A 21,911-nucleotide genomic window follows, 5' to 3' on the forward strand; every position below is an offset into this window, starting at 1 on the left:
CTTTATCGAAAGAGAAAGTCTTCTTGCGCTTCTTCTTGAATCGTACCTGCCCGAATTGCGCTCGCAATTTGCATTTCCATATTTTCATGCGTTGAAGGCAGTTCACCTTGCTTGAAATAAGTGATAATTTCATTCTGATCCAATACTTCATAGATACAAACCCTTCCTTTCCCTTTTCGTCGATGAAACAAACGCTGCGATGTTATACCTGTCAATGTCTGCCGCAAATCTTCTTTGCTCAAACCAAATTCATGCAAGCGATAGATCACCTCCAGACAACTTTTTGCATGAACACTTGTAAAAATCAGATGACCGCTCAATGCGCTACGCATCAGCATCCGGGCGCTCATCGGATCTCGTATTTCGCCAATCATTATGACATCCGGATCATGTCTAAGCAGTTCCTTAATCCCTTCTTCATAAGAAAAATGATGTTGTTCATTAATTTGAAGTTGCAGATAAGAGTCATCGACAATTTCAATAGGATCTTCTAAAGAAACAACGCGTTGTTTTCCACCTTTTGCAATATATTGCATCATGGCATGCAGAGTTGTTGTCTTGCCGCTACCAGTTGGCCCACTTAATACGATCAAACCGTTTCTAGCCTGACACCATGAGTGAAAAATCTGTTGTTGTTTTTTATCATCACTCAAAGTTTCCAGACAAATGCCTGTATGATTATTCAATATGCGAAGCACAGCCGTCTGCTTTTGCAACGTGGATAACAATGCAAAGCGAAATTGCAGGCATTCCCCTTGAAATTCATACTGAAAATTTCCACTTTGCGCCGTCTGTCCTAACCCAAGATCTAAATGCGCTATATATTTCAAGTAGTTAAACAAGCTCTTATCAGCCGCAGCACTATATATTGGCAAGACACCATCTTCACAGCGCATAGTAACTGATAATCCTTGTGTTGTACTAACAAAATGAATGTCTGTCGCTTGTTTTTGCAGCGCTATATGCAATATAGCATCCAGTTTCTCTTTCAACCCTATCGCCTCCTCACCTTTATATACGTTTTAAAATTAGAAAAAACGTAATTTCCATGAATTTTCTTCTTTTTTTATTAACCAATTGATAAAATAAAAAAAACAGTCAAATTGACTGTTCACATAGCTTAGCAATACGATTGACATCTTTGAAAATATCATAAAAATACTTATCAAATAAAATCACATTTTACTAGCTACATAGCGTGCATCACTTGCATACATGATTGCTGTTTCCTTGGTAATCTTATCTTGCTTGTAAGCTTCAATAATAGCATCATCCATGGTAATCATACCACTGGCGCGATTTGCTGTTATCGTATTTTGCATCTGATGTGTCTTTCCTTCCCGAATCAGATTGCGAATGGCTTGATTGCATAGCATGATTTCAAACACTGGTAACATCTTACCATCTTTCCCTGGCAATAATTGCTGAGAAACCACACCATTCAACACCATGGATAGCTGCACGCGAATCTGCTGTTGTTGTGTTGCTGGAAAAACATCAATCATGCGATCAATTGTATTAGCAGCGCCAATCGTATGTAATGACGAAAACACCAAATGACCGGTTTCAGCTGCTGTTACAGATATTTCAATCGTTTCTAAATCCCGCATTTCTCCAACTAAGATGACTTCAGGTGCTTCTCTAAGAGCCGCTCTTAAAGCTGATACATAATCCTTGGTATCATGATAAACTTCTCTTTGTGAAACAATGCTTTGCTTGTGGGTATGCAAATATTCTATCGGATCTTCAATTGTTATGATATGAGAATTACGTGAATTATTAATTTGATCAATGATACAAGCCAGTGTCGTCGATTTTCCACTGCCCGCAGGTCCACTTACCAGTACCATCCCTTTCATTTGCTTTGCCAAGTCAATTACGATAGAAGGAATATGCATGATTTTAGGATCTGGTAATAAAAAACTAACGATACGTAAGACGGCTGCAAAGGAATTGCGTTGACGATAAGCATTGACACGAAAACGTCCAACTTGAGGTATGGAAAAAGAAAAGTCATCATCGCCATTATGTATAAAATCTTCAATATCATCCTTTTTGGCAATCGTATAAATATCACGAATCATTTGTTCGGTATCTTGAGGCATAAGCCTTTTATCATCATATGGCTCAATTTTGCCATCTATTTTAATAGCGCAAGGAGAACCAGCGACAATAAACACATCCGAAGCTTTGCGTTTAACTACATCTTCTAACAATGCTTTAATTTCCATTTTCATCACCCTTATCTATCATCTGGCAGGTTTGTATAACAATCTCATCATTTTGTTTATGAAAAAGCAACTGCAACGCTGTTCCATTATTCATATCTTCCTCTATTATATAGAGATTTTCCTTTTTTGTATAATCTATTTTCATCTTTTTTAACTGTTCATCCAAATGTTTAGGTTCTAGTAGTCTATAGATATCCATAAGATTAGCCTTTGTTTCATAGTAATCTGTTGTAAATTCCATCTGGCGAATGGTTGAAACATAATAACTATTTGCTCTCACATATGTTAAAATAGCCAACATCAGCATAACTAAAATAACAAATAAAGCAAATAATGTTGGTATACCTAGTCCAAGGGGCAGTATATGATTCTTATTCGTACGCATGATAAATTTCTCCTAAAACAAAAGGTATCTCACATAAGATGACATCTTCATGCCATAACTGTATCTTGCCAGATGATAAAGCTTTATCGTTAAATATGATTTTCATATTGCCTTTTTGATAGTTCAATTCATCTTTTTTAATACTATCAAATCGCTGTTCAAAAGGCACATCAGATGCTATTTGCAATTCTTCAATAATACTTTGTGCTTGTAATACATCATGTTGTAAGGTAATGGCCGTTGCTTCTTTTTCTTTTGCCTTTAGTAAGAAACCTGCACAGATAGTAGCTGCTAAAGCAAAGAAAAACAAAATGATGACAAATTCCATTAAAAAGGAAAAGGATCGTTGCGTGTGTTTCATTCTATCCCGCCTTTCCATACAGATATATACTTAACTGTTCTTTTTTACCATCTTTCTCAACTGTAAAAAGGAAACAATCTTGCTTCTCAATTATTGTAAAAGCATCTACTTGAAACAGCTTAGTTCCTTCTTCAAAGGTAGGTTGATAACTGGAAACAGCCGTAATTTCTTTGATATAGCCATCCTGATAATACAAATAGGTTACCGTCTCTTTTTCTTTAATCTGTAAACAGGTAATAGGTTTTGTCACATAAGCAATTTGTCCCCGTGCACTGGCATGTTTCAATTTTGTATGCACATAAGCAAGCGGAAGACTAACATCTTCTTGCGATTGGATTGTTTCATTCAGACGGCGATAAGCAAATATTTCCGTAGATAATAAAGAAAAGGAGCCTGCCGCAAATAGTAGCAGTAACAATAATGAAACTAACAAATACAGATTATGATGCGTTTTCATAAATTCGCCCCTTTTTATAAACATCGATATGCGGAGCAATATTTGCTCCTTCATAATGATAATTAACACGATATTCTTCTTCATCTATCAATAAACCATAATGTTCTTTTAAATAAGCAATTGATGTAGGATATCTTCCTTCTATGCTATAACATTTTAAAGTTAATTTCTGAATGGTTTCCGTAATTTGTTGTTGTTCATTTCTTTTGTTGAAAGAAGCAGCTGATTGAAAACCAAACACAAATAACAATAAGATACCAAGAAATAGCAGTCCATGTAGTGTTTTTTGCATGTTACACCTCTATAGTGAAGAGAGAATACTCACCAGTGGTAACATGATAGATAATAAGACAACACCTATGATTACGGCTAATAACAATACGATGATTGGTTCAATCACATTAAGATAATGTTCAGTTTTATGTGATACTTCCTGTTGATATTCATCACTTAGCTGTTGCATGACCGCTTCCCCTTTTCCACTGGTAAAACCTATTTCAATTAAATTCAACGCAAGACCTTCATATAACTGTTCTTTGCGAATCACATCGCAAAAAGATTCACCTTCATTCATACCTTGAACACAAGCCTGCAACTTATCAATGATTTCGCAATTGGGAAGTAAAGAACATGCATATTGCATTGCTTCACGCAGATCAATGCCACTGCGCAAAAGCATAGCAAGTGCATACGTCAATTGCGCTAAAAGAGAAATATGACGAAGTTTTTTGAAAAAGGGGTTATGGAATAGAAATAAGGTTGCAGCATCTTCTTTTTGGCGTTTTGCATACAATAAGAAAACAATAAGACCCGCTGTTAGCAACAACAAAAGCCCAAAGACAGCCATTGAAAAAATTCTTCCGAATTGCATAAACATAACTGCTTGTGTAGATAAATCACTTCCCAAAGAACGTAATACATCTTGAAATAGAGGTAATACTTTCCATGCAACCACACCTACTACACAAAGCATCATCAGCAGTAAGATCATAGGATAGCTCAAAGCCTGTCGCAATTGATTGCTCATTTCATCCATACGCTGATAATAATCAGCTAATGATAACATCACTTCATCTAAATTACCACTGATTTCCCCGATGGAAATCATATGGATCGTGAAATCATCAAATACCTCACAAGCAGCAAAAGCATCTGCCAGTGTTGGCTGCTTTTCTCTTTCTTCATTTAACCGGCATACCAGTGTTTTCAATTCCTGCTCATCTAGCTGTTCAGCAATCAGATGAAGTCCCTGCTCCAAACCATAGCCTGCTTGAAGTATCAAACCAAACTGAAGAAACAACATATGACGGCTTTGCATATTTATGTTCATATCCATAACACCTCCTACTCGATTTAATAATAATAAACCGCATCATAAGATCCATCGTATTGAAACTTTTGTGCTGCAAAAGTTGGATCAATTCTAGTCCAAGTTTCCTCATCTACATAAATATCCGGATTGACCCATCCTTGTCCTTCTACATAAACTTCCACCCAAGCATGATATTCGATATCCGTATTTCCGCAAATCAAGCGTGCTGGAATATGGTTGATTCTCAACATTGCTGTCATCAAAGCAGCATAATCAAAACAAATCCCCCGCTTACGCTTCAGCACGTCTTTCAGATTTGGAATCATATATTTATTAGAAGCCTGCTTTGCTTTTGCATCATCATAAGTTATCGTTTGTGCAACTTTGTTGTAAATATCATGAATCCGTTTTAAATCATTATCCGCATCTTTTACGGTATCTAAAGCAAAGGAAATGATGTCATCACCTTTTTCATACCATGCAATTTGATTTGGATAACGAAAAGGTGATGTAGTTTCTTTTATATCGGCATGAAATTCAATCACATCTACGATGGCATATTGGTTTTGTTCCATATGTTGCAACACCTTAACGAGATAATTACCACTTCCCATTTGTAAAGGTAATGCCGTTGCTTCATCTTTGTGCAAATCGTAATTATATTTGGTTTCACCTTTCGCAATTTGAATTTTCACTTTTTTGTTATCTTTAAATTGTGCGTGAACATAAATATATCCATCATTGCATTGGGTATAGTCAATGATAGCTATTTTTGTTTTTAAAACATCCTTGCCCAGCTCTTTAGGATATAGGATTTGGTTTTCTGTAACAGCTGGAGATTTGGGATAGGATTCCATTGCCTCTTTGACCTTATCCTGTTGATTGGAGGAACAGCTTGTACAGAGTAATAAAAAAGCAATCAGCAAACAAATTTTTTTGTGCATAGCATATCCTCCTCACTTGTTATTCATTATACACCAAATCAAACCTTTACAAAACTAAAAGAATTGAAAAAGCCTGCTAGCATGCTGTTCATTCTCAATGGTAAAATTGTGTTTTAAACTAAGGAAGAAAAAAAACAGCAATAGCTGTTTAAAATTGCAGATAAGGATTCCATTGAAATTCATCCTTTAATGTCGTCCTAGGTCCATGACCAGGATATACCTTCAAATCGGGGTCCATGGTTTTAATGTATTTTAAAGACTGCATCATTTTAGTATTTGAACTTGTGGCTAAATCAGTCCGCCCGATACTACCTTGAAACAACACATCTCCACAAAATAAATGATCATCCCATAATAGCATACTACAGCCTTCGCTATGACCTGGTGCATCAATGTATCGGAAAGTAAATTTACCAATCGTATGCTCACCAGGGGTTAGTACTTGTGCCTTTGTATGAACGATGATTGGATCTCCTATTGAAAAATTTAATTGTGGATCGGTAAGCAGCGGTATATCCAAATCATTCATATATAATGGACAATGATATTTATTCACCAGCGTATCAACACCAGCAATATGGTCAAAGTGGGCATGTGTCAAAACGATGCCATCCACAATACCGTTTCGTTTGTCGATTGCCTCTTGCAATCTTAATGATTTACTACCTGGATCGATTACCAAAACATGATCATCATTCCATAATAAATAGGTATTTACCTGAACCATACCTAATACAAATGTTTCAATTGATTTCATATGTCTTCACGAATAAAAAAGACCGTAGTCGGCCCTTCTTATTTTTTCTCCTTATGTAATGTTTTCTTGTTACAACGTGGGCAGAACTTCTGAATCTGCATACGTTCTGGATTTTTACGTTTATTACGTGTTCCAATGTAGTTTTCTTCGCCACATTCTGAACATTTGAAAGTGATTCTATCTCTCATGTTGTCCCTCCTCGTACTTTGCTTGAAAATTATATCATACAATATGCAAGAATGCTAATACTTTTTACGAAATTAGTCGTACTTTTTGAAATATTCTTTTAAAACCTTCGGTAAAATCTGTGTTGAACAGATACTTGCCTCCTGATTGCTAGAATCGGCAGCAGAGGTTGGTGCACTACACACAAAGGCAACTTCCGGATCATCATATGGAGCATAACCGATTTCACTTACATTTGTATAACGATATTCTTTATTGTTTTTATATTCTCTTACCTGTGCGGTACCTGTTTTAGCTGCTATACCTTTATCCATGGCATTTAACTCCACACCACAATGATTTCCAGTGATACAAGCGCGGAAACCTTGCTGTACGGTCTTTAGGTAATCCAAATTACCTGAAAGTTGCGAAAGTACCTTGGTTTTGTTTTCATAAATCGTATAATTGCTGTTAACCTCACTTGCCGTATTCACCAACTTCGGCTGCACCTTTTTACCACCATTGGCAATCGTAGATACAAATTGTCCCAACTGTATTGGTGAATAGGTATCATACTGTCCGATAGAATAGTCTAGTAAGTTACCAGCCGTCTGTGTATAGCCAATGATGCCTAACGCTTCATTAGGTACATCTAATCCTGTCTTTGTCCCTAAACCGAACATCGAATAATATTGACGCATCTTGGTTAATGTCTTGGCTGTTGCCTCATTGGAAATATTTAAGGGTTGCCCTGATACATAGGTGCCACCTGCTAACTTTATAATAGATTTCCACATATAGACATTACTTGAAACTTCCAATGCACGCACCGCATCTACAACACCCAAATTCATAAATGAACTTTTTTCTTCTCCGGCGATATTCATCGTCGTATCATATTCTGTACTAGTTACCGTTTGCACGCCTTCATTCAATATCATATATACCGTGGCACCTTTTGCGACAGAACCTACCTGATAGTTATTCAAATAGGTTCCACTGGCGAATTTCGTCATCGATCCATCTTTGTTTTTAACAGCTCCACTTAATGCATATATCTCTCCTGTATTTGGATTCATTAATAAAACAAAGGCCTGGTTAAATGCCTCACGGCCACTTGTACCAGCATATTGCTTAACAATACTGGTCATGATATCATCAACTTTTTTCTGTAATTCAATATCGACCGTCAAATGTAGATTATATCCTTTCTTTCCAGCACTAATCTCATTTAAAACCGCTGTACCATCCTTTTCAAAGGTTACTTCACTCACCTTAGGGGTACCACTCAATAACTGCTCATATTGCTTTTCTAAGCCACTGCTTCCTACACGATCCGTTAAAGAATAGCCTAATGCTTCATAATATTCACGCTCTTCACTTGGAACACCTTGTTTGGTGGTAGTGACACTACCTAAGACATCACGTAATGTATCTTTATAAGGATATTCGCGTTTCCAAGAACCAAAGTCCACATCAAAACCTCGATACTCATCCTTATGCTCCATCAAATAGGCAACATCTTCATTCGAAGCATCTTCAACAATGACCTTAATTGAATTACTAGGTGATTGATTCATTAACAGATATACACTAAATGCGTTTTTATCCTCTTCACTAGCTATTTCATCTACCATTTTTTCTGTAATGCGTGAACGCACAAGTTTATCCTTATCACTAGCTTTTGTCAATGTAGCTAATTCTTCATCACTTAATAGATGATTCCCTGTACGATCTGCATTACCGTTTTCATCACGATATAAGAATAAATAGAGATCTTGCATGTCGCTTTTTGTAAATGTTTCATGCTTAATATGAAATTGTTTGGCAAATTTCTGAGCCAGTTCCCATTTTTCATTACTAGTTACATCCTTTGGCGGAAAATATGTAATGTTATGTGCAGATGCCGTTTTTACGACCAATTTGCCATTGCGGTCATATATTTCACCACGAGGTGTCTGAAACCGCTGTTGTTGAGAAGAATAATTCACCAACTTTGTTGTATAATCTTCATGATCACGCACTTGTATAAAGACCAAACGTATCGTTATTGTTGAAAATAATAAAATCACAATCATTGAAAAAATTAAAATACGTCGGTTTACAATTTTATAATAATCGTTTTGCGTCTGCAGAACATCAGAACTACGGCGTAATTTCTTATGATCCAGATCGCGAAATGGATTACGTATCATGTATTCACCTCCTGTATACCGCTTATTATAATACAAATCTCATGGAAAATGCCACCATATTGTAAAAGAAATAAATTTTGTTATAATGGTACATGAAGGAGTTGATATTATATGCTTCGCACCGAAACAAGAAGTATTCGTGTTCGTGATCTTATGATAGGAGGTAACGAGCATGTTGTGATACAAAGTATGTGCAATACACGTACCAAGGATATTGAAAAAACGGTTGCGCAAATCTTACAATTAGAAGCTTGCGGCTGTGAATTGGTACGCATGGCTATCATTGATGAAGAGGATGCAAAAGCAATCAGAGAAATTCGTAACCGCACCCATATTCCTCTTGTCGCTGATATTCATTATGATTATCGCCTAGCGATAGCTGCAGTAGAAAATGGAATTGACAAAATTCGTTTAAACCCTGGAAACATTGGATCGAAAGAAAATGTACAAGCAGTGGTAAATGTTTGCAAGCAACATCATATTCCTATCCGAATTGGCATAAATAGTGGCTCTTTAGAAAAAGACATCCATGAAAAATATGGCAAACCGACAGCTGCAGGCATGATGGAAAGTGCTAAACGCCATGTAGCAATTTTAGAAGAGTTGGATTTTCATGATATTTGTCTTTCTTTTAAATCAAGTGATCCCTTATTATGTATTGAGGCATATCGCTTAGCAAGTAATACCTTCCCTTACCCATTACATTTAGGGGTTACAGAAGCTGGTACTTTTATTGGTAGTGCTATTAAAAGCAGTATGGCATTAGGTACTTTATTGAATGAAGGCATTGGTGATACGATTCGTATCAGTGTAAATGGTGATCCAGTAAATGAAATCACAATTGTAAAGCAATTATTAAAATGCTGCGGGTTATTAAAAAACACACCAAATTTAATTGCCTGTCCTACTTGCGGCCGTACAGCATGGGATATGCAACCTGTTGTCAATGAGATAGAATCCTTTTTAACAACGATAGATTGTGATATAAATGTCGCTATCATGGGTTGTGCTGTAAATGGTCCTGGAGAAGCTAAACATGCAGATATCGCGATTGCCGGTGGCAAACAAGAAGGATTGTTAATAAAAAAAGGCGTTGTCATTGAAAAACTTCCACAGGATGAAATAGTGGAACGCTTAAAGCAGGAAATCCGATCATTTGCTGCAGAACACAAAAAAGATAATTGATATTCAAAAAAGTAGGCATTCCATTAGGATTTACCTACTTTTTTCTTATCATTTTCAATAGTTGGAACTAAGATCTAACGTATGCTGAACTATTATCATTTTTTACTTAATAAACACATAGTCTTATCTAAAAATAGCAAATGCATTACACAACTTCATTTTTTAACTTGTCCAATAAATTCGCATCAAAAACACCTTGTTTTAACATTGCGATTTCATGCTTATATGGTGCATGTCCGTCCACATAAGGTGTTTCTAATATTTTAACGACATCTTGAATTCGCTTGTTATGTACGATTGCATGCAGCTTATCATAGCCAATTTCGCCAAAGCCAATATTCGCATGACGATCCTTACGAGCACCTTGAATATTTTTTGAATCATTAACATGTACACATGCTAAACGATCTATCCCAATGATCGCATCAAATTCATTCAAAAGAAGATCAAAATCACTTAAATCGAATCCTGCATCATGCAAATGACAAGTATCCATACAAACCTTGATATTTTCAGGATGTTTCACATGATCAATGATATAGCGAATATGCTGAAAATTATAGCCAAGTTCGCTACCTTTCCCTGCCATCGTCTCGATTGCTATCTGTACATCACCAATCTGTTTCATAGCTAGATCTAATCCATCTACGATCTTAGCAAGTCCAGCATCTTCGCCGGCTTTTACATGACTGCCAGGATGTAAGACCAAAATGCTTGCTTCTAATTGTTTGACACGTTCAATTTCCTTTGCCAAAAAATCAACACCGAGTTCAAATGTTTCTGCTTTCGCACAATTTGCTAAATTGATGATATATGGTGCATGTACGATCATGCTGCTTTTTTCTATACCATGTAACTTCATGATCTCATGTGCTTCTTTTATGCGCAGTTCTTCCATTGGCTTTCTGCGTGTATTTTGAGGTGCACCTGTATATAACATAAATGCATTTGCACCATATGAAATAGCTTCTTTTACGGCTCCTAATACATATTCAGGAGCAGACATAGATACATGACTACCTATTTTCATTCGCTATTCCTCTTCTCTAACATCTTTTGTTTAGCACGTTCTTTCTTTTGACGCTGAATATCTTCTTGAATCATAGCACGTTTGGCTTTCCGTTTTAATTTTTCTACTTCCTGCTGACGCTTTTTCTTATAACCTGGCTTTACTTTTTTCTTCTTACGAGAAACAATCTTTGCAATTTCTTTCTCTAATGGGTCATCTTTGCGTACTTTCTTCTTATGCAAAGGTTCTAAATCGCACCACTGACCATTTTTTATGGTTTTATGATCAAAATGAATGCCTCGAACTTCTAACTGACGTATAGCAGTATCATCTTTTTTTTCATATAGTGCATAACAGATACCCTCATGTCCTGCTCTGCCAGTACGTCCGCTACGATGGATATAATAATCTAATTCTTTAGGAAATCCCATCGATATAACATGAGATATCCCTTCAATATCAATGCCACGGGCTGCAATATCGGTTGCCACTACATATGATTTTTGCAAATTGGACAAATCCTTCATCGCTTTCGTGCGCTCTCTTGGAGTTAAATCTCCATGCAATTCTATTACACCATAACCTGCATCTCGCATATTGCTTGCTACATTAGCAGCTTCACTTCGCGTATTAGCGAAGATTAAGCAAACATATGGGGTAAAAGAAGGTAAAATCTCTAATACTTTTTCAGCATATGTTTTATGCTGGACAGGCACTAAAATATGTTGGATCTTAGGATGAAATGCACTTTGTTCTTCAATTTGTACAGTTTGCGGATGATCCATATATTTCTTTAGAAACAAGCGCAGCTCCTGAGGAATCGTTGCTGAAAAACTCATCATCTGCAAGTCCTTGCGCATCTTCCCTGCAATCGCATCTACATCTTCCAAAAAGCCAAATTCTAAAGTCATATCAGCCTCATCCACCACCATGATATCTGCGGTATCCACGCGCAAGACCTGTTCGTTTAAAAACAAGTCCTTAATACGACCTGGAGTTCCTACAACAATATGTGGTTGAACTTTTAATTGTTCAATCATCCGGCTCTTTTCAATTCCGCCTGTAATTAAACGGATGACGAGTTTGGGATCCGCTTCACTCATCTTTTCACATCGCTGATAAATCTGTAAGGCTAATTCTCTGGTAGGTGCAGTGATTACCGCCTGCACACAAGGTTTACTGCTGTCTACTTTTTCCATAATAGGAATCAAAAAAGCGTGTGTCTTCCCTGTCCCTGTCGCTGAAATACCGATAATATCTTTTCCTTTACAAGCCATAGGGATTACCGCCTGTTGAATCGGTGTAGGTTCTATAAATTTTTCAAGTTCAATAAACATTTTTGTATGTTTTTGAAACATATAATCGCTATATTTACTCATGAATGCCCCTCCTTTTTTAAAAGCAGCTCTTCTATTATACATGAATCCTTTTTGTTGTAAATAAAAAACACTGTTTTTACTTCCTTATTATACCCGAAATTCTAGTATTTTCCTATCTTTTCACTCATAAAATACGGTATAATAACAACAGGAGGAACGCTTATGAAGGTAATAAAAGTCACTCCTCGCGGTTATTGTAAAGGTGTCACAAGAGCCATTGCTCTTGCTCGCAAAACAGCGATGGAGTATCCCGATAAAAACATTTATGTTTTAGGTATGTTAGTACATAACCGTTTTGTCATGCAGGCTTTAGATCAACTGCATATTCATACCATTGACGATAAAACGAAAACAAGATTAGCATTGCTGCAAGAGATACCATCTGGCAGTGTAGTTATTTTTACTGCTCATGGAGTTGCCCCAGCAGTAAAGCAAAAGGCCGCAGAACTTGGCTTAATTGGTATTGATGCCAGCTGTCCAGATGTTGTAAAGACACAAGCTATTGTACAAACAAAATTAGAAGAAGGATATGATGTGTTCTATATTGGAAAAGCTTTTCATCCAGAAGCTGAAGCTGTCATCTCATTAAGCCCAAAGGTTCATTTAATAACAAATATGGAAGATATTCAGCAGTTGCCTACGACAATGTCTAAGGTTTTTGTCACAAATCAAACAACAATGTCAATATTTGATATTGAAACATTATTTACCGCGATTGCTCAAGCATATCCGCAAGCAGAGTTTTGTGAAGAAATCTGCAATGCCACAAGAATCCGTCAGCAGGCCATAGCTGAGCTTGATGCTGCTGAAATAGATGTCTTATATGTAGTTGGTGATAAACATTCCAATAACTCCAACCGCCTTGCTCAGATTGCAAAAGAGCAAGGGATCGCAAATGTTTTTCTTATTGATGATGTACACGATATCACTGATGAACAATTGGCTAACTGTAAAGCTGTAGCTATTACAGCAGGTGCTTCCACACCAACCTATCTGACAAATCAGGTGATTCAGTATCTAAACAGCTATACACCAAAATTGGCGAAACCTATTACAGAGGTGGCCAAAATCTTGCAATAAGCTTAAAAAGATAAAGTACTCTATATGATAAATAGCCATCAGAATTTAACGTTTTGATTATTAAGACTGTATAATGATTGATAAAAAATCTGTGTTTCTAGCCTTATTTAGCCGGAAACACAGATTTTTTTGATTGCGCCAATTTATTTTTTATACGTTGTATATCCTGTTTTAAATCAGCATAGCCAACATGATGTGGCTGTAACTGCTTCAAAATATTTTCTTTTTTTTCAAGAACATACATCCAATATTCTGTAAATAAAGGATGTTGATCTAAAAAAACACCAAACAAAATCTCATCCTCAGTTAATGTTTGCTCACCGCTATGTACCGATAATATTTGATAATAGTGCTGTTCATGCACCAGATCCTCACCATCAATCACAAAATGATGCTCATTCAGCCATCGTCTTAAATCATCGACATGATTATTCGATTGTAAAACAAGTTGTGTACAATGATGTGCTTTTTCTATGTCCTGTGCCAGTATGGAAGTAATACTTTCCCACCCCATACCAGCGATCGTAATACAAGTAATATCATCCGCCACATTCTGTAGACCATCACTTAATACGGTATGGATCCGATCTTCAAGATGCACTTCTTTAATTGCCTTTGCGCCCCGCTGCAATGGTCCTATATGAATATCACAGGCATAAGCTTTTTCGCACTTCCCACTTTGCATCAATGCTATTGGAAGCATAGCATGATCACATCCGATATCCGCTAAAATGCAAGGGCTATTTACCATATCGTAAATAGCCTTTAATCGTTTACTTAATTTCATCTTAAGGTTTATCAACAAAATCCTTTAAACGTTTTGAACGGGTTGGATGTTTTAGCTTACGTAATGCCTTTGCCTCAATTTGACGAATGCGTTCACGAGTAACATTAAATTCCTTGCCGACTTCTTCTAAAGTTCTTGTTCTTCCATCATATAATCCAAAACGCAGACGCAGCACCTTTTCTTCACGTTCTGTCAATCCTTGTAATACGGTATTTATTTCATCCTTTAACAGCTGATTGTTCGCATATTCATCTGGTGATAAAGCCTCTTTATCTTCAATAAAATCACCCAAATGTGAATCGTCTTCTTCACCGATTGGTGTTTCTAAAGATACTGGTTCTAGAGCAATCTTCTGAATTTCACGTACTTTTTCAGGAGAAATGTTTTCCATTTTCGCTGCAATTTCTTCTGCCGAAGGATCTCTTCCTAAATCTTGCACCAATTGACGCTGAATACGTGTTAATTTGTTAATGGTTTCAACCATATGTACAGGAATACGAATTGTTCTCGCCTGATCCGCTATGGCACGGGTAATTGCCTGGCGAATCCACCATGTTGCGTATGTTGAGAATTTAAATCCCTTTGTATAATCAAATTTTTCTACTGCTTTAACAAGGCCCATATTTCCTTCTTGAATCAGATCCAAAAACAGCATGCCTCGTCCTACATACTTTTTAGCAATAGAAACAACCAGACGAAGATTGGCTGAAATTAATTTTTTCTTAGCCTCTTCATCTCCAGCCTGTATTCTTCTGGCAATTTCTGGCTCTTCTTTCGGATCCAGCAATTCTACACGACCGATTTCTTTCAAATACATTTTAACCGGATCATTAATCTTAGTATGAGAAGAATTGGCAAAAGATTGTTCTAAGCTTTCAATCTCTGCTGCTAAAGAGTCTTCCTCTTCATCTTCATCATCTAAAAAATCAATGTCGTCATCATCACCAACAAGAGCGTCGTCATCTAATAAGTCAACATCGTCTTCATCATCTTTGACAGCGATGCCGTTGTCGCTGAACCACTGCAACAATTCATCAAAGTCTGCATCACTCATATCTAAATGTTCAACCGCATCCATGATATCTTTTTGATACAGTACCTTATTGACCTGATATGCTTCCTGCAATTCATCTTTGATTTCATCTAATGTCTTATATTCCTGCAGCTGTGCTTTGGCTTTCGTTTTTTTCATATCTCTACTTCCTTCCTTGGCAGAGCCGTTCTCCGCGTTCTTTGATAAGTTGGTTTTTCTCACCTGCTAGCTTGGCTTTTTCCATAGGATCATTCACTGTTTTGATTTTTTCATTCAGCATTTGAATCTTATCATCAAGGAAACAGTCCTTAACCTTTTCTACCGCTTCTTTCAATACTTCCATATCTACCTCTTCTCTTGCTAGCTCCCAATCTGCTATATCAAGTGCTAACGTCTTGACCGTTTCTTCTTTGATGGTATCTAACAAATCAGCGATTTCCATGAGCGTATGCGTGCGATAATAATCGATGATATAGATTGCAAGCTTATTACAAGTATCATCCTTCAAAAAACCTAATTCTTCTTTATAGTAGTTGCTGGCAGAAATACCACTTAACATCTGCGAGAGTATTTCGTATTCGGCATGACTTCGTCCACTTTTGGGAAAAGTCAAAAAACTTCGTTTTCCAAATGTTTCTTTTTTCTGAATCTGTCGTTCATTTATAGCAGTATTTTTTTCCTGCATATCAAAATCAGTCAGTTCACGAAGTCGGATATAATAGCTTTCTTTTTCAAAGTCATCCTGCAGATGCTTTATGGCATCAGCCATTTCCATAGCAAATTCTTTTTTCTGTGAATAATTATCTAAATTATATCTTGTTAATAGGTATTCAAACAGAAAGTCTATCCAAGATAAGGTACGTGAAGAGAGAGCGATCAGTTCATCTTTACCATAAGCATCAATGATCTCATCCGGATCCAATCCATACCGATTATCGACGATTTCAAATGCAATTTGTTCCTGAACGGCCATCTTCCCAAACTTATAAGTTGCATTTTTTCCTGCCATATCCCCATCATAACAAACAACGATAGGAACATGAAGCATCTTTAATAATTGCAATTGTGTTTTGGTGATGGCTGTTCCTAAAGTAGCAAGCGCATTATGCAATCCAACCTTTTCAAATGCTAAAACATCCATTGCACCTTCAACCAAGAAGACCTTTTTGGCTTTTCTTGCTTCTGGTTTCGCCCGATGATAGTTAAAGATTAAATCCCCTTTTTTATAAACATCAGTTTCTGTTGTATTTATGTATTTCGCCTCGTCACTTTCTTTTATGCGGCGGGCTGTAAATCCAACAGGATGACCATCTGCATCATGAATTGGGATCATGATACGATTCGCAAACACATCTTTCATCCCCATAGAACTCATACGGGCAAGACCGGCAGCTAAAATGTCACTATCCGGTATTTTTTTTGCATGAAGGAAACGATATAATGCATCTTCTTCAGGATTATACCCAATTGCAAAGGTTTTGATAATCGCGTCAGTAAGATTACGTTTATATAAGTATTCTTTTACATGACGAGCATCTAAAGTATCTAATTGATAGTGCGTATATTCAATTGTTTCTTGATTTGCCTTATATAAGGCAGCTAAATGAGGGTCGATTTTTTTGACAGGAAGAGCCAAAGAATGCTCAATGGGTACTCCGGCATACTCTGCCACTTTATAGACTGCCTCAATAAAAGAAATTTTTTCATACTTTTGGACAAAACCAAAGACATTGCCGCCTGTCCCACATACAAAGCATTTAAAAATCTGTTTATCCGCATTTACTGACATGGATGGGTCATGATCATCATGAAAAGGGCACTGAGCAACATAATTACGCCCTTTTCGTGTTAAAGGAACATAGCGTCCTACGACATCAACAATGTCAGCTTTGGCGCGAATCTGATTAATTTCCTGCTCACTTAATCGAGCCATGCGCTACACCACACTTTTCGCTTATAGTTTGATACGTTCTTCAATATATGATACTAAATCATTCAGATTTACACGTTCTTGTTTCATCGTATCACGTTCACGTACGGTTACACAGTTATCTTGTTCTGTTTCAAAATCCACTGTGATACAGAATGGTGTACCGATTGCATCATTACGACGATAGCGTTTTCCGATACTTCCTGCATCATCATAATCACAATTTGCAACAGGCGCCAACATCTGGAATACTTCCATACCTTTTTCGCTTAATTTCTTTGACAATGGTGTAATACATGCCTTAATCGGCGCAAGGAAAGGATGCAAATGCATAACGATACGCGTATCATTTTCTAATTCTTCTTCATCATAAGCATCGCATAAAAAGGCTAACATCAAACGTTCCACACCAACGGCTGGTTCCACACAATATGGCAAATATTTTTCATTCGTTGTAGGATCTAAATATTCTAATGATTTTTTACTTGCTTCTTGATGCTGTTTTAAATCATAATCTGTACGGTCTGCGATTCCCCATAACTCACCCCAACCAATTTGAGAGTGAAAGTTATATTCAATATCACAAGTACCCTTGCTATAGAAAGCAAGTTCTTCCGGTGTATGATCACGGAAACGCAAATGCTCAGGATCTACCCCTAAATCTGTCAAAAATTTCATACAGTAGTTTTTATAATATTCATACCATTCTAAATCTGTTCCCGGCTGACAGAAGAATTCCAACTCCATTTGTTCAAATTCACGGGTGCGGAAGATAAAGTTACCTGGCGTTATCTCATTACGGAAGCTCTTACCGATCTGACCAATACCAAACGGCAGTTTTTTACGCATAGAACGCTGAACATTTTTAAAATTGACAAACATTCCCTGCGCTGTTTCCGGACGTAAATAGATGGTATTTTTACTATCTTCCAAAATACCTTGAAAAGTCTTAAACATCAAGTTGAACTGACGAATATCAGTAAAGTTGTGCTTACCACATTTCGGACAAGCTATATGATGTTCATTGATATACTCCATCATCGCTTCATTGCTCCATCCTTCGACACTGACTTCACCATTTGTTGCTTCTTCAATCAGCTGGTCAGCACGGAAACGTGATTTACATTCCTTGCAATCCATCAAAGGATCGCTAAATCCACCAACATGTCCACTGGCAACCCACACACTAGGATTCATCAAGATAGCGGATTGGATACCGACATTATATGGTGATTCCTGAATAAAACGGCGCCACCAGGCTTTTTTTATATTTTCTTTCAATTCCACACCTAACGGCCCAAAATCCCAGGTATTAGCCAAACCACCATAGATTTCACTACCCTGATAAACAAAACCACTGTTTTTCGCGTGGGCCACGACGGTGTCAAATAATTTTTCGCTGTTCATAGATACGCCCCTTTCAAAAAAAACACATCAGCTGATGATGCTTAGCGAACAATTAAAAATAGTTACAAGAATACACTATAATATAACACTTTTTAAAGGAAAATGTCAATGCGAATCGTGTGATTTTCCATGATGTTTGCGCATTTTGTTTGAGTTCTGCTTTCCTTTTGTCACCAATTCTTTTTCCACCTAGAAAACATTTGTTTACTTAAGATAAAAAAAGCCCTATTTCACATTTCATCAAGCATTCACTATTACTTTTTCACAAAAAAAATGAAGGATCAAATTAACTTGATCCCTAATTCTAATAATATTACAATAGCTATTCTTACATTGCTATGATCGTTTTTAAAAATTTTACACTTTTCAAAGATATTCCGGCGTATTCATAAAAAAATGCATACAAATCTTCAAAATTTTGATAGGTAAAAGCTTGATAGCTTTTCAAAATATCATAATGTTCCATATGCGCCTTACATAACAAACGAAATACTTTCAAATCTTCTTTAGAACGCATAGCATCCTGTTCCATACGGTAGCAGGAATGACATATGAAACCACCATCCCTTATGGAGATTGCATAAATTGCCTTTTGATTGCCACAGCGCACACAACCATCCACGTAAGGTTCAATACCATGCATACGATTCATGATTGCTTGAAATAAACATAAAATCCGTATTGGATGCGTTGTTTCTTGTAAGATATCCAAAACCGTTTGCACGACCTCAAATACATCTTCCTCAAATTTACTGGCATCTATACATTCACAAACATACGCGGCAATGCTTTGCTTTAATAGATCTTCTCGGATATGGCGATAGCCTTCGATAATTTCGGCACTACGTAATGTGTAAATACTGCGTGTTTCTTGTAAAGGCAACTGCATACGTACATGGGTGAACAATTGGCATGCCGGAGCGTTTTTGCTTTTCACCTTTTGAATTCCCCTGGCATTCACATGCACAATGCCGCGTTTTCGACAAAGCACATGTAAGATAGCATCGTGTTCACGATATTCCTGATAACGAATGATGATGCCTTCTAACTCATCCTTCATGCGTATCCTCTAATTCTAAATAGCCGAATTGCTGCAATTTGTTACTGCGATTGCGCCAATTCTTTTCTACACGCACATATAATTCAAGTTCTACTTTTTTATGAAATTTCTCTTTCAATTCTTTTTGCGCAGCTAAGCGAATGCTGCGAATCATCGCCGCCTGTTTTCCTATCAAAATAGCTTTTTGCGATGTGCGTTCCACGACAATAAGAGCCTGTAAGAAAACAGCGGTAGCTGTTTCTTCTTTTCTTTCAATAACGACTGCTACGGAATGAGGGACTTCTTCATTAGTTTTATACAAAACCTTCTCACGAATGATTTCAGCTATCTGAAATTGTTCGCCGTGATCACTCACCATTTCATCTGGGAAAAATTTCGGTCCTTCTTCTAAATATCCCTTCGTGACTTCCAGTAAGTCATTCAGATTATCCTTTTGCAAAGCGCTGACGGGAAAAATTTCTGCAAACGTGTGACGTTCTTGCCATTGTTGCAGAGTACGAATTAGTTTTTCTTTGTCTAAAAGATCAATTTTATTTAAGATCAAAAAACATGGGATATGCGATTGTTTAATTTTTTCTAATAAAAATTCATCCCCACTGCCAAAGCTTTGTGTAGCATCCACGACCCAGAAATTAACATCAGCTTCTGCAATTGCTGTATAAGCATTACGATTTAATGTTTTCCCTAGCTCATGTTTAGGCTTATGGATTCCCGGCGTATCCGTAAAGATAAATTGCGCATCCTCTCTGGTCAGTATTCCACTAATATTGTTTCTGGTTGTTTGCGGTTTCGGGGTGGTAATGGCAATCTTCTCATTTAATAGTGCATTAAGCAGTGTGCTTTTACCAGCATTCGGACGTCCGATAATAGCGATAAATCCTGATTTATAATTCATGATAGATCCTCACTGTCAAAACTCATTGGCAATAATTCCGCAATCGTTGTCACCAATGTATCTTTTCCATTGCTTAAAACAATCGGTGTATCCTTTTCTAATAGCTCCACAAGTACCTGACGACAAGCTCCACAAGGCGTGCCGATCCGTTTACCATCGCTGACAATTGCTAAAGAAACAATATCCTGCTTGCGATAGCCTTGAGAATAAGCTGCAAATATTGCACTACGTTCAGCACAATTGCTTAAGCCATAGGATGCATTTTCAATATTGGCCCCTTGAATATATGTACCATCTTTTGTCTTTACACAAGCTCCTACATGATATTTTGAATATGGCGCATAGGCATTTTTCATCGCCGCGAATGCTTGCGTTAAAATATCATCATAACATTCCATAAATTTTACCTCCTATAATAATGATACCTGAAATAGCTGCTGCTATGGATATTACCAATACAGCGGCAGCTGCATAGTCTTTGATTTTTTTGGCTTCCAATGAATATTCCGGTGAGATTTTGTCAGTAATGGTTTCTACTGCACTATTGATAAATTCAAAGGCAATCACCAGTGCGATCATAAGAATGATCACAAGCCATTCCCATACTGTTAAGTGCAAAAAGATACAGGCAATAAAAACAAATAAGCCTATCAGACATTGTAAAGCAATGCTGTGATCATGCCGAATACCATCAAACAATCCCGCAAACGCATAGCGGAATTTATTTATGAACTTTTTTAGGAACGATTGCATCTAATATCACATCCTGTAACGCAAACATTATTTTCTCATCATCTTTTTCCATATGATCATAGCCTAACAGATGAAGCAGACCATGGGTAAACAAAAAACACACCTCTCTGCGCAACGAATGACCATATTCCGCTGCCTGATCTACCACTGCTTGAACATTTATGAAAATATCTCCTAATTCATCCAGGCCTTCCATCATTTCATAAGTATCTTCTTCATCTTTTAGCGCAAAGCTGATAACATCCGTAGGACGGTCTATATGGCGATACTCACGATTGATTTCATGAATCATTGCGGGGTCCACAAAAATGATAGAAGCGTTGTAATCTTGTGATAAAGATAATATCATTTTCGTCCGTTCGGCGATTGCTACAAAATCTTTTTTATAACGATTCCAGCGTTTCTCGCTGCTTTGATTGTTGATGATAACATTCATAAGAAACACACTCTCTTTCATACTGTTTTATTATAACATGGTTTATGATGCTCTTCCTATAAGTTTTTGCATTCTTTCATAGCAATCGAATGTTTTAAGGATAAAGATGGATATCACTAATATTAAATTAAACATTTCTTTTTCATTTGC

General features: G+C 36.9%; 24 protein-coding genes. 2 read left to right on the forward strand and 22 right to left on the reverse strand.

From position 1 onward, the window contains the following. Window positions 1-2: 2 nt before the first annotated feature. The 11 genes from KJS44_RS07355 to KJS44_RS07405 form a co-directional block, all read right to left on the reverse strand. Complete coding sequence (locus KJS44_RS07355) at window positions 3-992, reverse strand: ATPase, T2SS/T4P/T4SS family (protein ID WP_008688449.1); 990 nt, start codon at window positions 990-992, stop codon at window positions 3-5. A gap of 183 nt (window positions 993-1,175) precedes the next feature. Then, complete coding sequence (locus KJS44_RS07360; protein WP_008688447.1) at window positions 1,176-2,231, reverse strand: type IV pilus twitching motility protein PilT; 1,056 nt, start codon at window positions 2,229-2,231, stop codon at window positions 1,176-1,178. Next, window positions 2,221-2,616 (reverse strand): hypothetical protein, encoded by a 396-nt coding sequence (locus KJS44_RS07365; RefSeq protein WP_008688446.1) that lies wholly within the window; start codon window positions 2,614-2,616, stop codon window positions 2,221-2,223. The genes KJS44_RS07360 and KJS44_RS07365 overlap by 11 nt, the downstream gene beginning before the upstream one ends. Next, entirely contained in the window at window positions 2,603-2,977 is a 375-nt protein-coding gene (locus tag KJS44_RS07370) for a hypothetical protein (protein ID WP_008688444.1), read from the reverse strand. The genes KJS44_RS07365 and KJS44_RS07370 overlap by 14 nt, the downstream gene beginning before the upstream one ends. 1 nt (window position 2,978) lies before the next feature. Further along, complete coding sequence (locus KJS44_RS07375) at window positions 2,979-3,434, reverse strand: DUF4860 domain-containing protein (protein WP_008688443.1); 456 nt, start codon at window positions 3,432-3,434, stop codon at window positions 2,979-2,981. Further along, complete coding sequence (locus KJS44_RS07380; protein WP_008688441.1) at window positions 3,418-3,726, reverse strand: hypothetical protein; 309 nt, start codon at window positions 3,724-3,726, stop codon at window positions 3,418-3,420. The genes KJS44_RS07375 and KJS44_RS07380 overlap by 17 nt, the downstream gene beginning before the upstream one ends. A 9-nt stretch (window positions 3,727-3,735) precedes the next feature. After that, the gene (locus KJS44_RS07385) at window positions 3,736-4,764 is read right to left on the reverse strand and encodes a type II secretion system F family protein (RefSeq protein WP_008688439.1); all 1,029 of its coding nucleotides are present in this window, start codon (window positions 4,762-4,764) and stop codon (window positions 3,736-3,738) included. 23 nt (window positions 4,765-4,787) lie between these two features. After that, window positions 4,788-5,690 (reverse strand): transglutaminase-like domain-containing protein, encoded by a 903-nt coding sequence (locus KJS44_RS07390; RefSeq protein WP_008688438.1) that lies wholly within the window; start codon window positions 5,688-5,690, stop codon window positions 4,788-4,790. Window positions 5,691-5,838: 148 nt separating this feature from the next. Then, window positions 5,839-6,447, reverse strand: coding sequence for an MBL fold metallo-hydrolase (locus KJS44_RS07395; RefSeq protein WP_008688436.1), 609 nt, complete (start codon window positions 6,445-6,447; stop codon window positions 5,839-5,841). Between the two features lie 38 nt (window positions 6,448-6,485). Then, window positions 6,486-6,635 (reverse strand): 50S ribosomal protein L33, encoded by a 150-nt coding sequence (gene rpmG / locus KJS44_RS07400; protein ID WP_008688434.1) that lies wholly within the window; start codon window positions 6,633-6,635, stop codon window positions 6,486-6,488. Between the two features lie 72 nt (window positions 6,636-6,707). Beyond that, window positions 6,708-8,807 (reverse strand): peptidoglycan D,D-transpeptidase FtsI family protein, encoded by a 2,100-nt coding sequence (locus KJS44_RS07405; protein ID WP_008688429.1) that lies wholly within the window; start codon window positions 8,805-8,807, stop codon window positions 6,708-6,710. A 111-nt stretch (window positions 8,808-8,918) separates the two neighbouring features. Between KJS44_RS07405 and ispG the strand changes: the two genes are divergently transcribed. Then, window positions 8,919-9,992, forward strand: a complete 1,074-nt coding sequence (ispG, locus tag KJS44_RS07410; protein ID WP_008688428.1) for a flavodoxin-dependent (E)-4-hydroxy-3-methylbut-2-enyl-diphosphate synthase — start codon at window positions 8,919-8,921, stop codon at window positions 9,990-9,992. Between the two features lie 145 nt (window positions 9,993-10,137). Here ispG and KJS44_RS07415 read toward each other — a convergent pair whose 3' ends face one another. After that, on the reverse strand, window positions 10,138-11,022 hold the full coding sequence (locus tag KJS44_RS07415) for a deoxyribonuclease IV (RefSeq protein WP_008688426.1): 885 nt from the start codon (window positions 11,020-11,022) through the stop codon (window positions 10,138-10,140). Then, entirely contained in the window at window positions 11,019-12,380 is a 1,362-nt protein-coding gene (locus KJS44_RS07420; protein ID WP_008688424.1) for a DEAD/DEAH box helicase, read from the reverse strand. Before KJS44_RS07420 ends, KJS44_RS07415 begins: the two co-directional genes overlap by 4 nt. A gap of 162 nt (window positions 12,381-12,542) precedes the next feature. On the opposite strand from KJS44_RS07420, the gene ispH reads away from it, so the two are divergent. Beyond that, complete coding sequence (gene ispH / locus KJS44_RS07425) at window positions 12,543-13,460, forward strand: 4-hydroxy-3-methylbut-2-enyl diphosphate reductase (RefSeq protein ID WP_008688423.1); 918 nt, start codon at window positions 12,543-12,545, stop codon at window positions 13,458-13,460. A gap of 103 nt (window positions 13,461-13,563) precedes the next feature. On the opposite strand, the gene KJS44_RS07430 is transcribed toward ispH, so the two are convergent. From KJS44_RS07430 to ybeY, 9 genes are all read right to left on the reverse strand, one after another. Continuing rightward, window positions 13,564-14,247 (reverse strand): tRNA (adenine(22)-N(1))-methyltransferase, encoded by a 684-nt coding sequence (locus tag KJS44_RS07430; protein WP_017144654.1) that lies wholly within the window; start codon window positions 14,245-14,247, stop codon window positions 13,564-13,566. A 1-nt stretch (window position 14,248) separates the two neighbouring features. Next, window positions 14,249-15,439 (reverse strand): RNA polymerase sigma factor RpoD, encoded by a 1,191-nt coding sequence (rpoD, locus tag KJS44_RS07435; protein ID WP_008688418.1) that lies wholly within the window; start codon window positions 15,437-15,439, stop codon window positions 14,249-14,251. A 4-nt stretch (window positions 15,440-15,443) separates the two neighbouring features. Next, window positions 15,444-17,213 carry a DNA primase gene (dnaG, locus tag KJS44_RS07440; RefSeq protein ID WP_008688416.1) on the reverse strand — a complete coding sequence of 590 codons (1,770 nt, stop codon included), beginning with the start codon at window positions 17,211-17,213 and terminating at the stop codon, window positions 15,444-15,446. A gap of 21 nt (window positions 17,214-17,234) precedes the next feature. Then, window positions 17,235-18,617, reverse strand: a complete 1,383-nt coding sequence (locus tag KJS44_RS07445) for a glycine--tRNA ligase (RefSeq protein ID WP_008688414.1) — start codon at window positions 18,615-18,617, stop codon at window positions 17,235-17,237. A 328-nt stretch (window positions 18,618-18,945) separates the two neighbouring features. Next, window positions 18,946-19,677 (reverse strand): DNA repair protein RecO, encoded by a 732-nt coding sequence (gene recO / locus KJS44_RS07450; RefSeq protein ID WP_008688413.1) that lies wholly within the window; start codon window positions 19,675-19,677, stop codon window positions 18,946-18,948. Further along, window positions 19,667-20,572, reverse strand: a complete 906-nt coding sequence (gene era / locus KJS44_RS07455; protein ID WP_008688412.1) for a GTPase Era — start codon at window positions 20,570-20,572, stop codon at window positions 19,667-19,669. Before era ends, recO begins: the two co-directional genes overlap by 11 nt. Continuing rightward, window positions 20,569-20,970, reverse strand: a complete 402-nt coding sequence (gene cdd / locus KJS44_RS07460) for a cytidine deaminase (protein ID WP_008688411.1) — start codon at window positions 20,968-20,970, stop codon at window positions 20,569-20,571. Before cdd ends, era begins: the two co-directional genes overlap by 4 nt. Beyond that, window positions 20,957-21,325 carry a diacylglycerol kinase gene (locus tag KJS44_RS07465; protein WP_008688410.1) on the reverse strand — a complete coding sequence of 123 codons (369 nt, stop codon included), beginning with the start codon at window positions 21,323-21,325 and terminating at the stop codon, window positions 20,957-20,959. The genes cdd and KJS44_RS07465 overlap by 14 nt, the downstream gene beginning before the upstream one ends. After that, on the reverse strand, window positions 21,294-21,761 hold the full coding sequence (gene ybeY, locus KJS44_RS07470) for an rRNA maturation RNase YbeY (RefSeq protein WP_008688409.1): 468 nt from the start codon (window positions 21,759-21,761) through the stop codon (window positions 21,294-21,296). The genes KJS44_RS07465 and ybeY overlap by 32 nt, the downstream gene beginning before the upstream one ends. Window positions 21,762-21,911 lie beyond the last annotated feature (150 nt).

Source organism: Longicatena caecimuris, from assembly GCF_018406465.1.
GTDB classification, from domain to species: domain Bacteria; phylum Bacillota_I; class Bacilli_A; order Erysipelotrichales; family Erysipelotrichaceae; genus Longicatena; species Longicatena caecimuris.

What these genes read in the sequence shown, in the direction of transcription:
- KJS44_RS07360 (WP_008688447.1), bottom strand. Translation starts at nt 2,231, where the DNA reads ATGGAAATTAAAGCATTGTTAGAAGATGTAGTTAAACGCAAAGCTTCG.
- KJS44_RS07365 (WP_008688446.1), bottom strand. Translation starts at nt 2,616, where the DNA reads ATGCGTACGAATAAGAATCATATACTGCCCCTTGGACTAGGTATACCA.
- KJS44_RS07370 (WP_008688444.1), bottom strand. Translation starts at nt 2,977, where the DNA reads ATGAAACACACGCAACGATCCTTTTCCTTTTTAATGGAATTTGTCATC.
- KJS44_RS07375 (WP_008688443.1), bottom strand. Translation starts at nt 3,434, where the DNA reads ATGAAAACGCATCATAATCTGTATTTGTTAGTTTCATTATTGTTACTG.
- KJS44_RS07380 (WP_008688441.1), bottom strand. Translation starts at nt 3,726, where the DNA reads ATGCAAAAAACACTACATGGACTGCTATTTCTTGGTATCTTATTGTTA.
- KJS44_RS07385 (WP_008688439.1), bottom strand. Translation starts at nt 4,764, where the DNA reads ATGAACATAAATATGCAAAGCCGTCATATGTTGTTTCTTCAGTTTGGT.
- KJS44_RS07390 (WP_008688438.1), bottom strand. Translation starts at nt 5,690, where the DNA reads ATGCACAAAAAAATTTGTTTGCTGATTGCTTTTTTATTACTCTGTACA.
- KJS44_RS07395 (WP_008688436.1), bottom strand. Translation starts at nt 6,447, where the DNA reads ATGAAATCAATTGAAACATTTGTATTAGGTATGGTTCAGGTAAATACC.
- rpmG (WP_008688434.1), bottom strand. Translation starts at nt 6,635, where the DNA reads ATGAGAGATAGAATCACTTTCAAATGTTCAGAATGTGGCGAAGAAAAC.
- KJS44_RS07405 (WP_008688429.1), bottom strand. Translation starts at nt 8,807, where the DNA reads ATGATACGTAATCCATTTCGCGATCTGGATCATAAGAAATTACGCCGT.
- ispG (WP_008688428.1), top strand. Translation starts at nt 8,919, where the DNA reads ATGCTTCGCACCGAAACAAGAAGTATTCGTGTTCGTGATCTTATGATA.
- KJS44_RS07415 (WP_008688426.1), bottom strand. Translation starts at nt 11,022, where the DNA reads ATGAAAATAGGTAGTCATGTATCTATGTCTGCTCCTGAATATGTATTA.
- KJS44_RS07420 (WP_008688424.1), bottom strand. Translation starts at nt 12,380, where the DNA reads ATGAGTAAATATAGCGATTATATGTTTCAAAAACATACAAAAATGTTT.
- ispH (WP_008688423.1), top strand. Translation starts at nt 12,543, where the DNA reads ATGAAGGTAATAAAAGTCACTCCTCGCGGTTATTGTAAAGGTGTCACA.
- KJS44_RS07430 (WP_017144654.1), bottom strand. Translation starts at nt 14,247, where the DNA reads ATGAAATTAAGTAAACGATTAAAGGCTATTTACGATATGGTAAATAGC.
- rpoD (WP_008688418.1), bottom strand. Translation starts at nt 15,439, where the DNA reads ATGAAAAAAACGAAAGCCAAAGCACAGCTGCAGGAATATAAGACATTA.
- dnaG (WP_008688416.1), bottom strand. Translation starts at nt 17,213, where the DNA reads ATGGCTCGATTAAGTGAGCAGGAAATTAATCAGATTCGCGCCAAAGCT.
- KJS44_RS07445 (WP_008688414.1), bottom strand. Translation starts at nt 18,617, where the DNA reads ATGAACAGCGAAAAATTATTTGACACCGTCGTGGCCCACGCGAAAAAC.
- recO (WP_008688413.1), bottom strand. Translation starts at nt 19,677, where the DNA reads ATGAAGGATGAGTTAGAAGGCATCATCATTCGTTATCAGGAATATCGT.
- era (WP_008688412.1), bottom strand. Translation starts at nt 20,572, where the DNA reads ATGAATTATAAATCAGGATTTATCGCTATTATCGGACGTCCGAATGCT.
- cdd (WP_008688411.1), bottom strand. Translation starts at nt 20,970, where the DNA reads ATGGAATGTTATGATGATATTTTAACGCAAGCATTCGCGGCGATGAAA.
- KJS44_RS07465 (WP_008688410.1), bottom strand. Translation starts at nt 21,325, where the DNA reads ATGCAATCGTTCCTAAAAAAGTTCATAAATAAATTCCGCTATGCGTTT.
- ybeY (WP_008688409.1), bottom strand. Translation starts at nt 21,761, where the DNA reads ATGAATGTTATCATCAACAATCAAAGCAGCGAGAAACGCTGGAATCGT.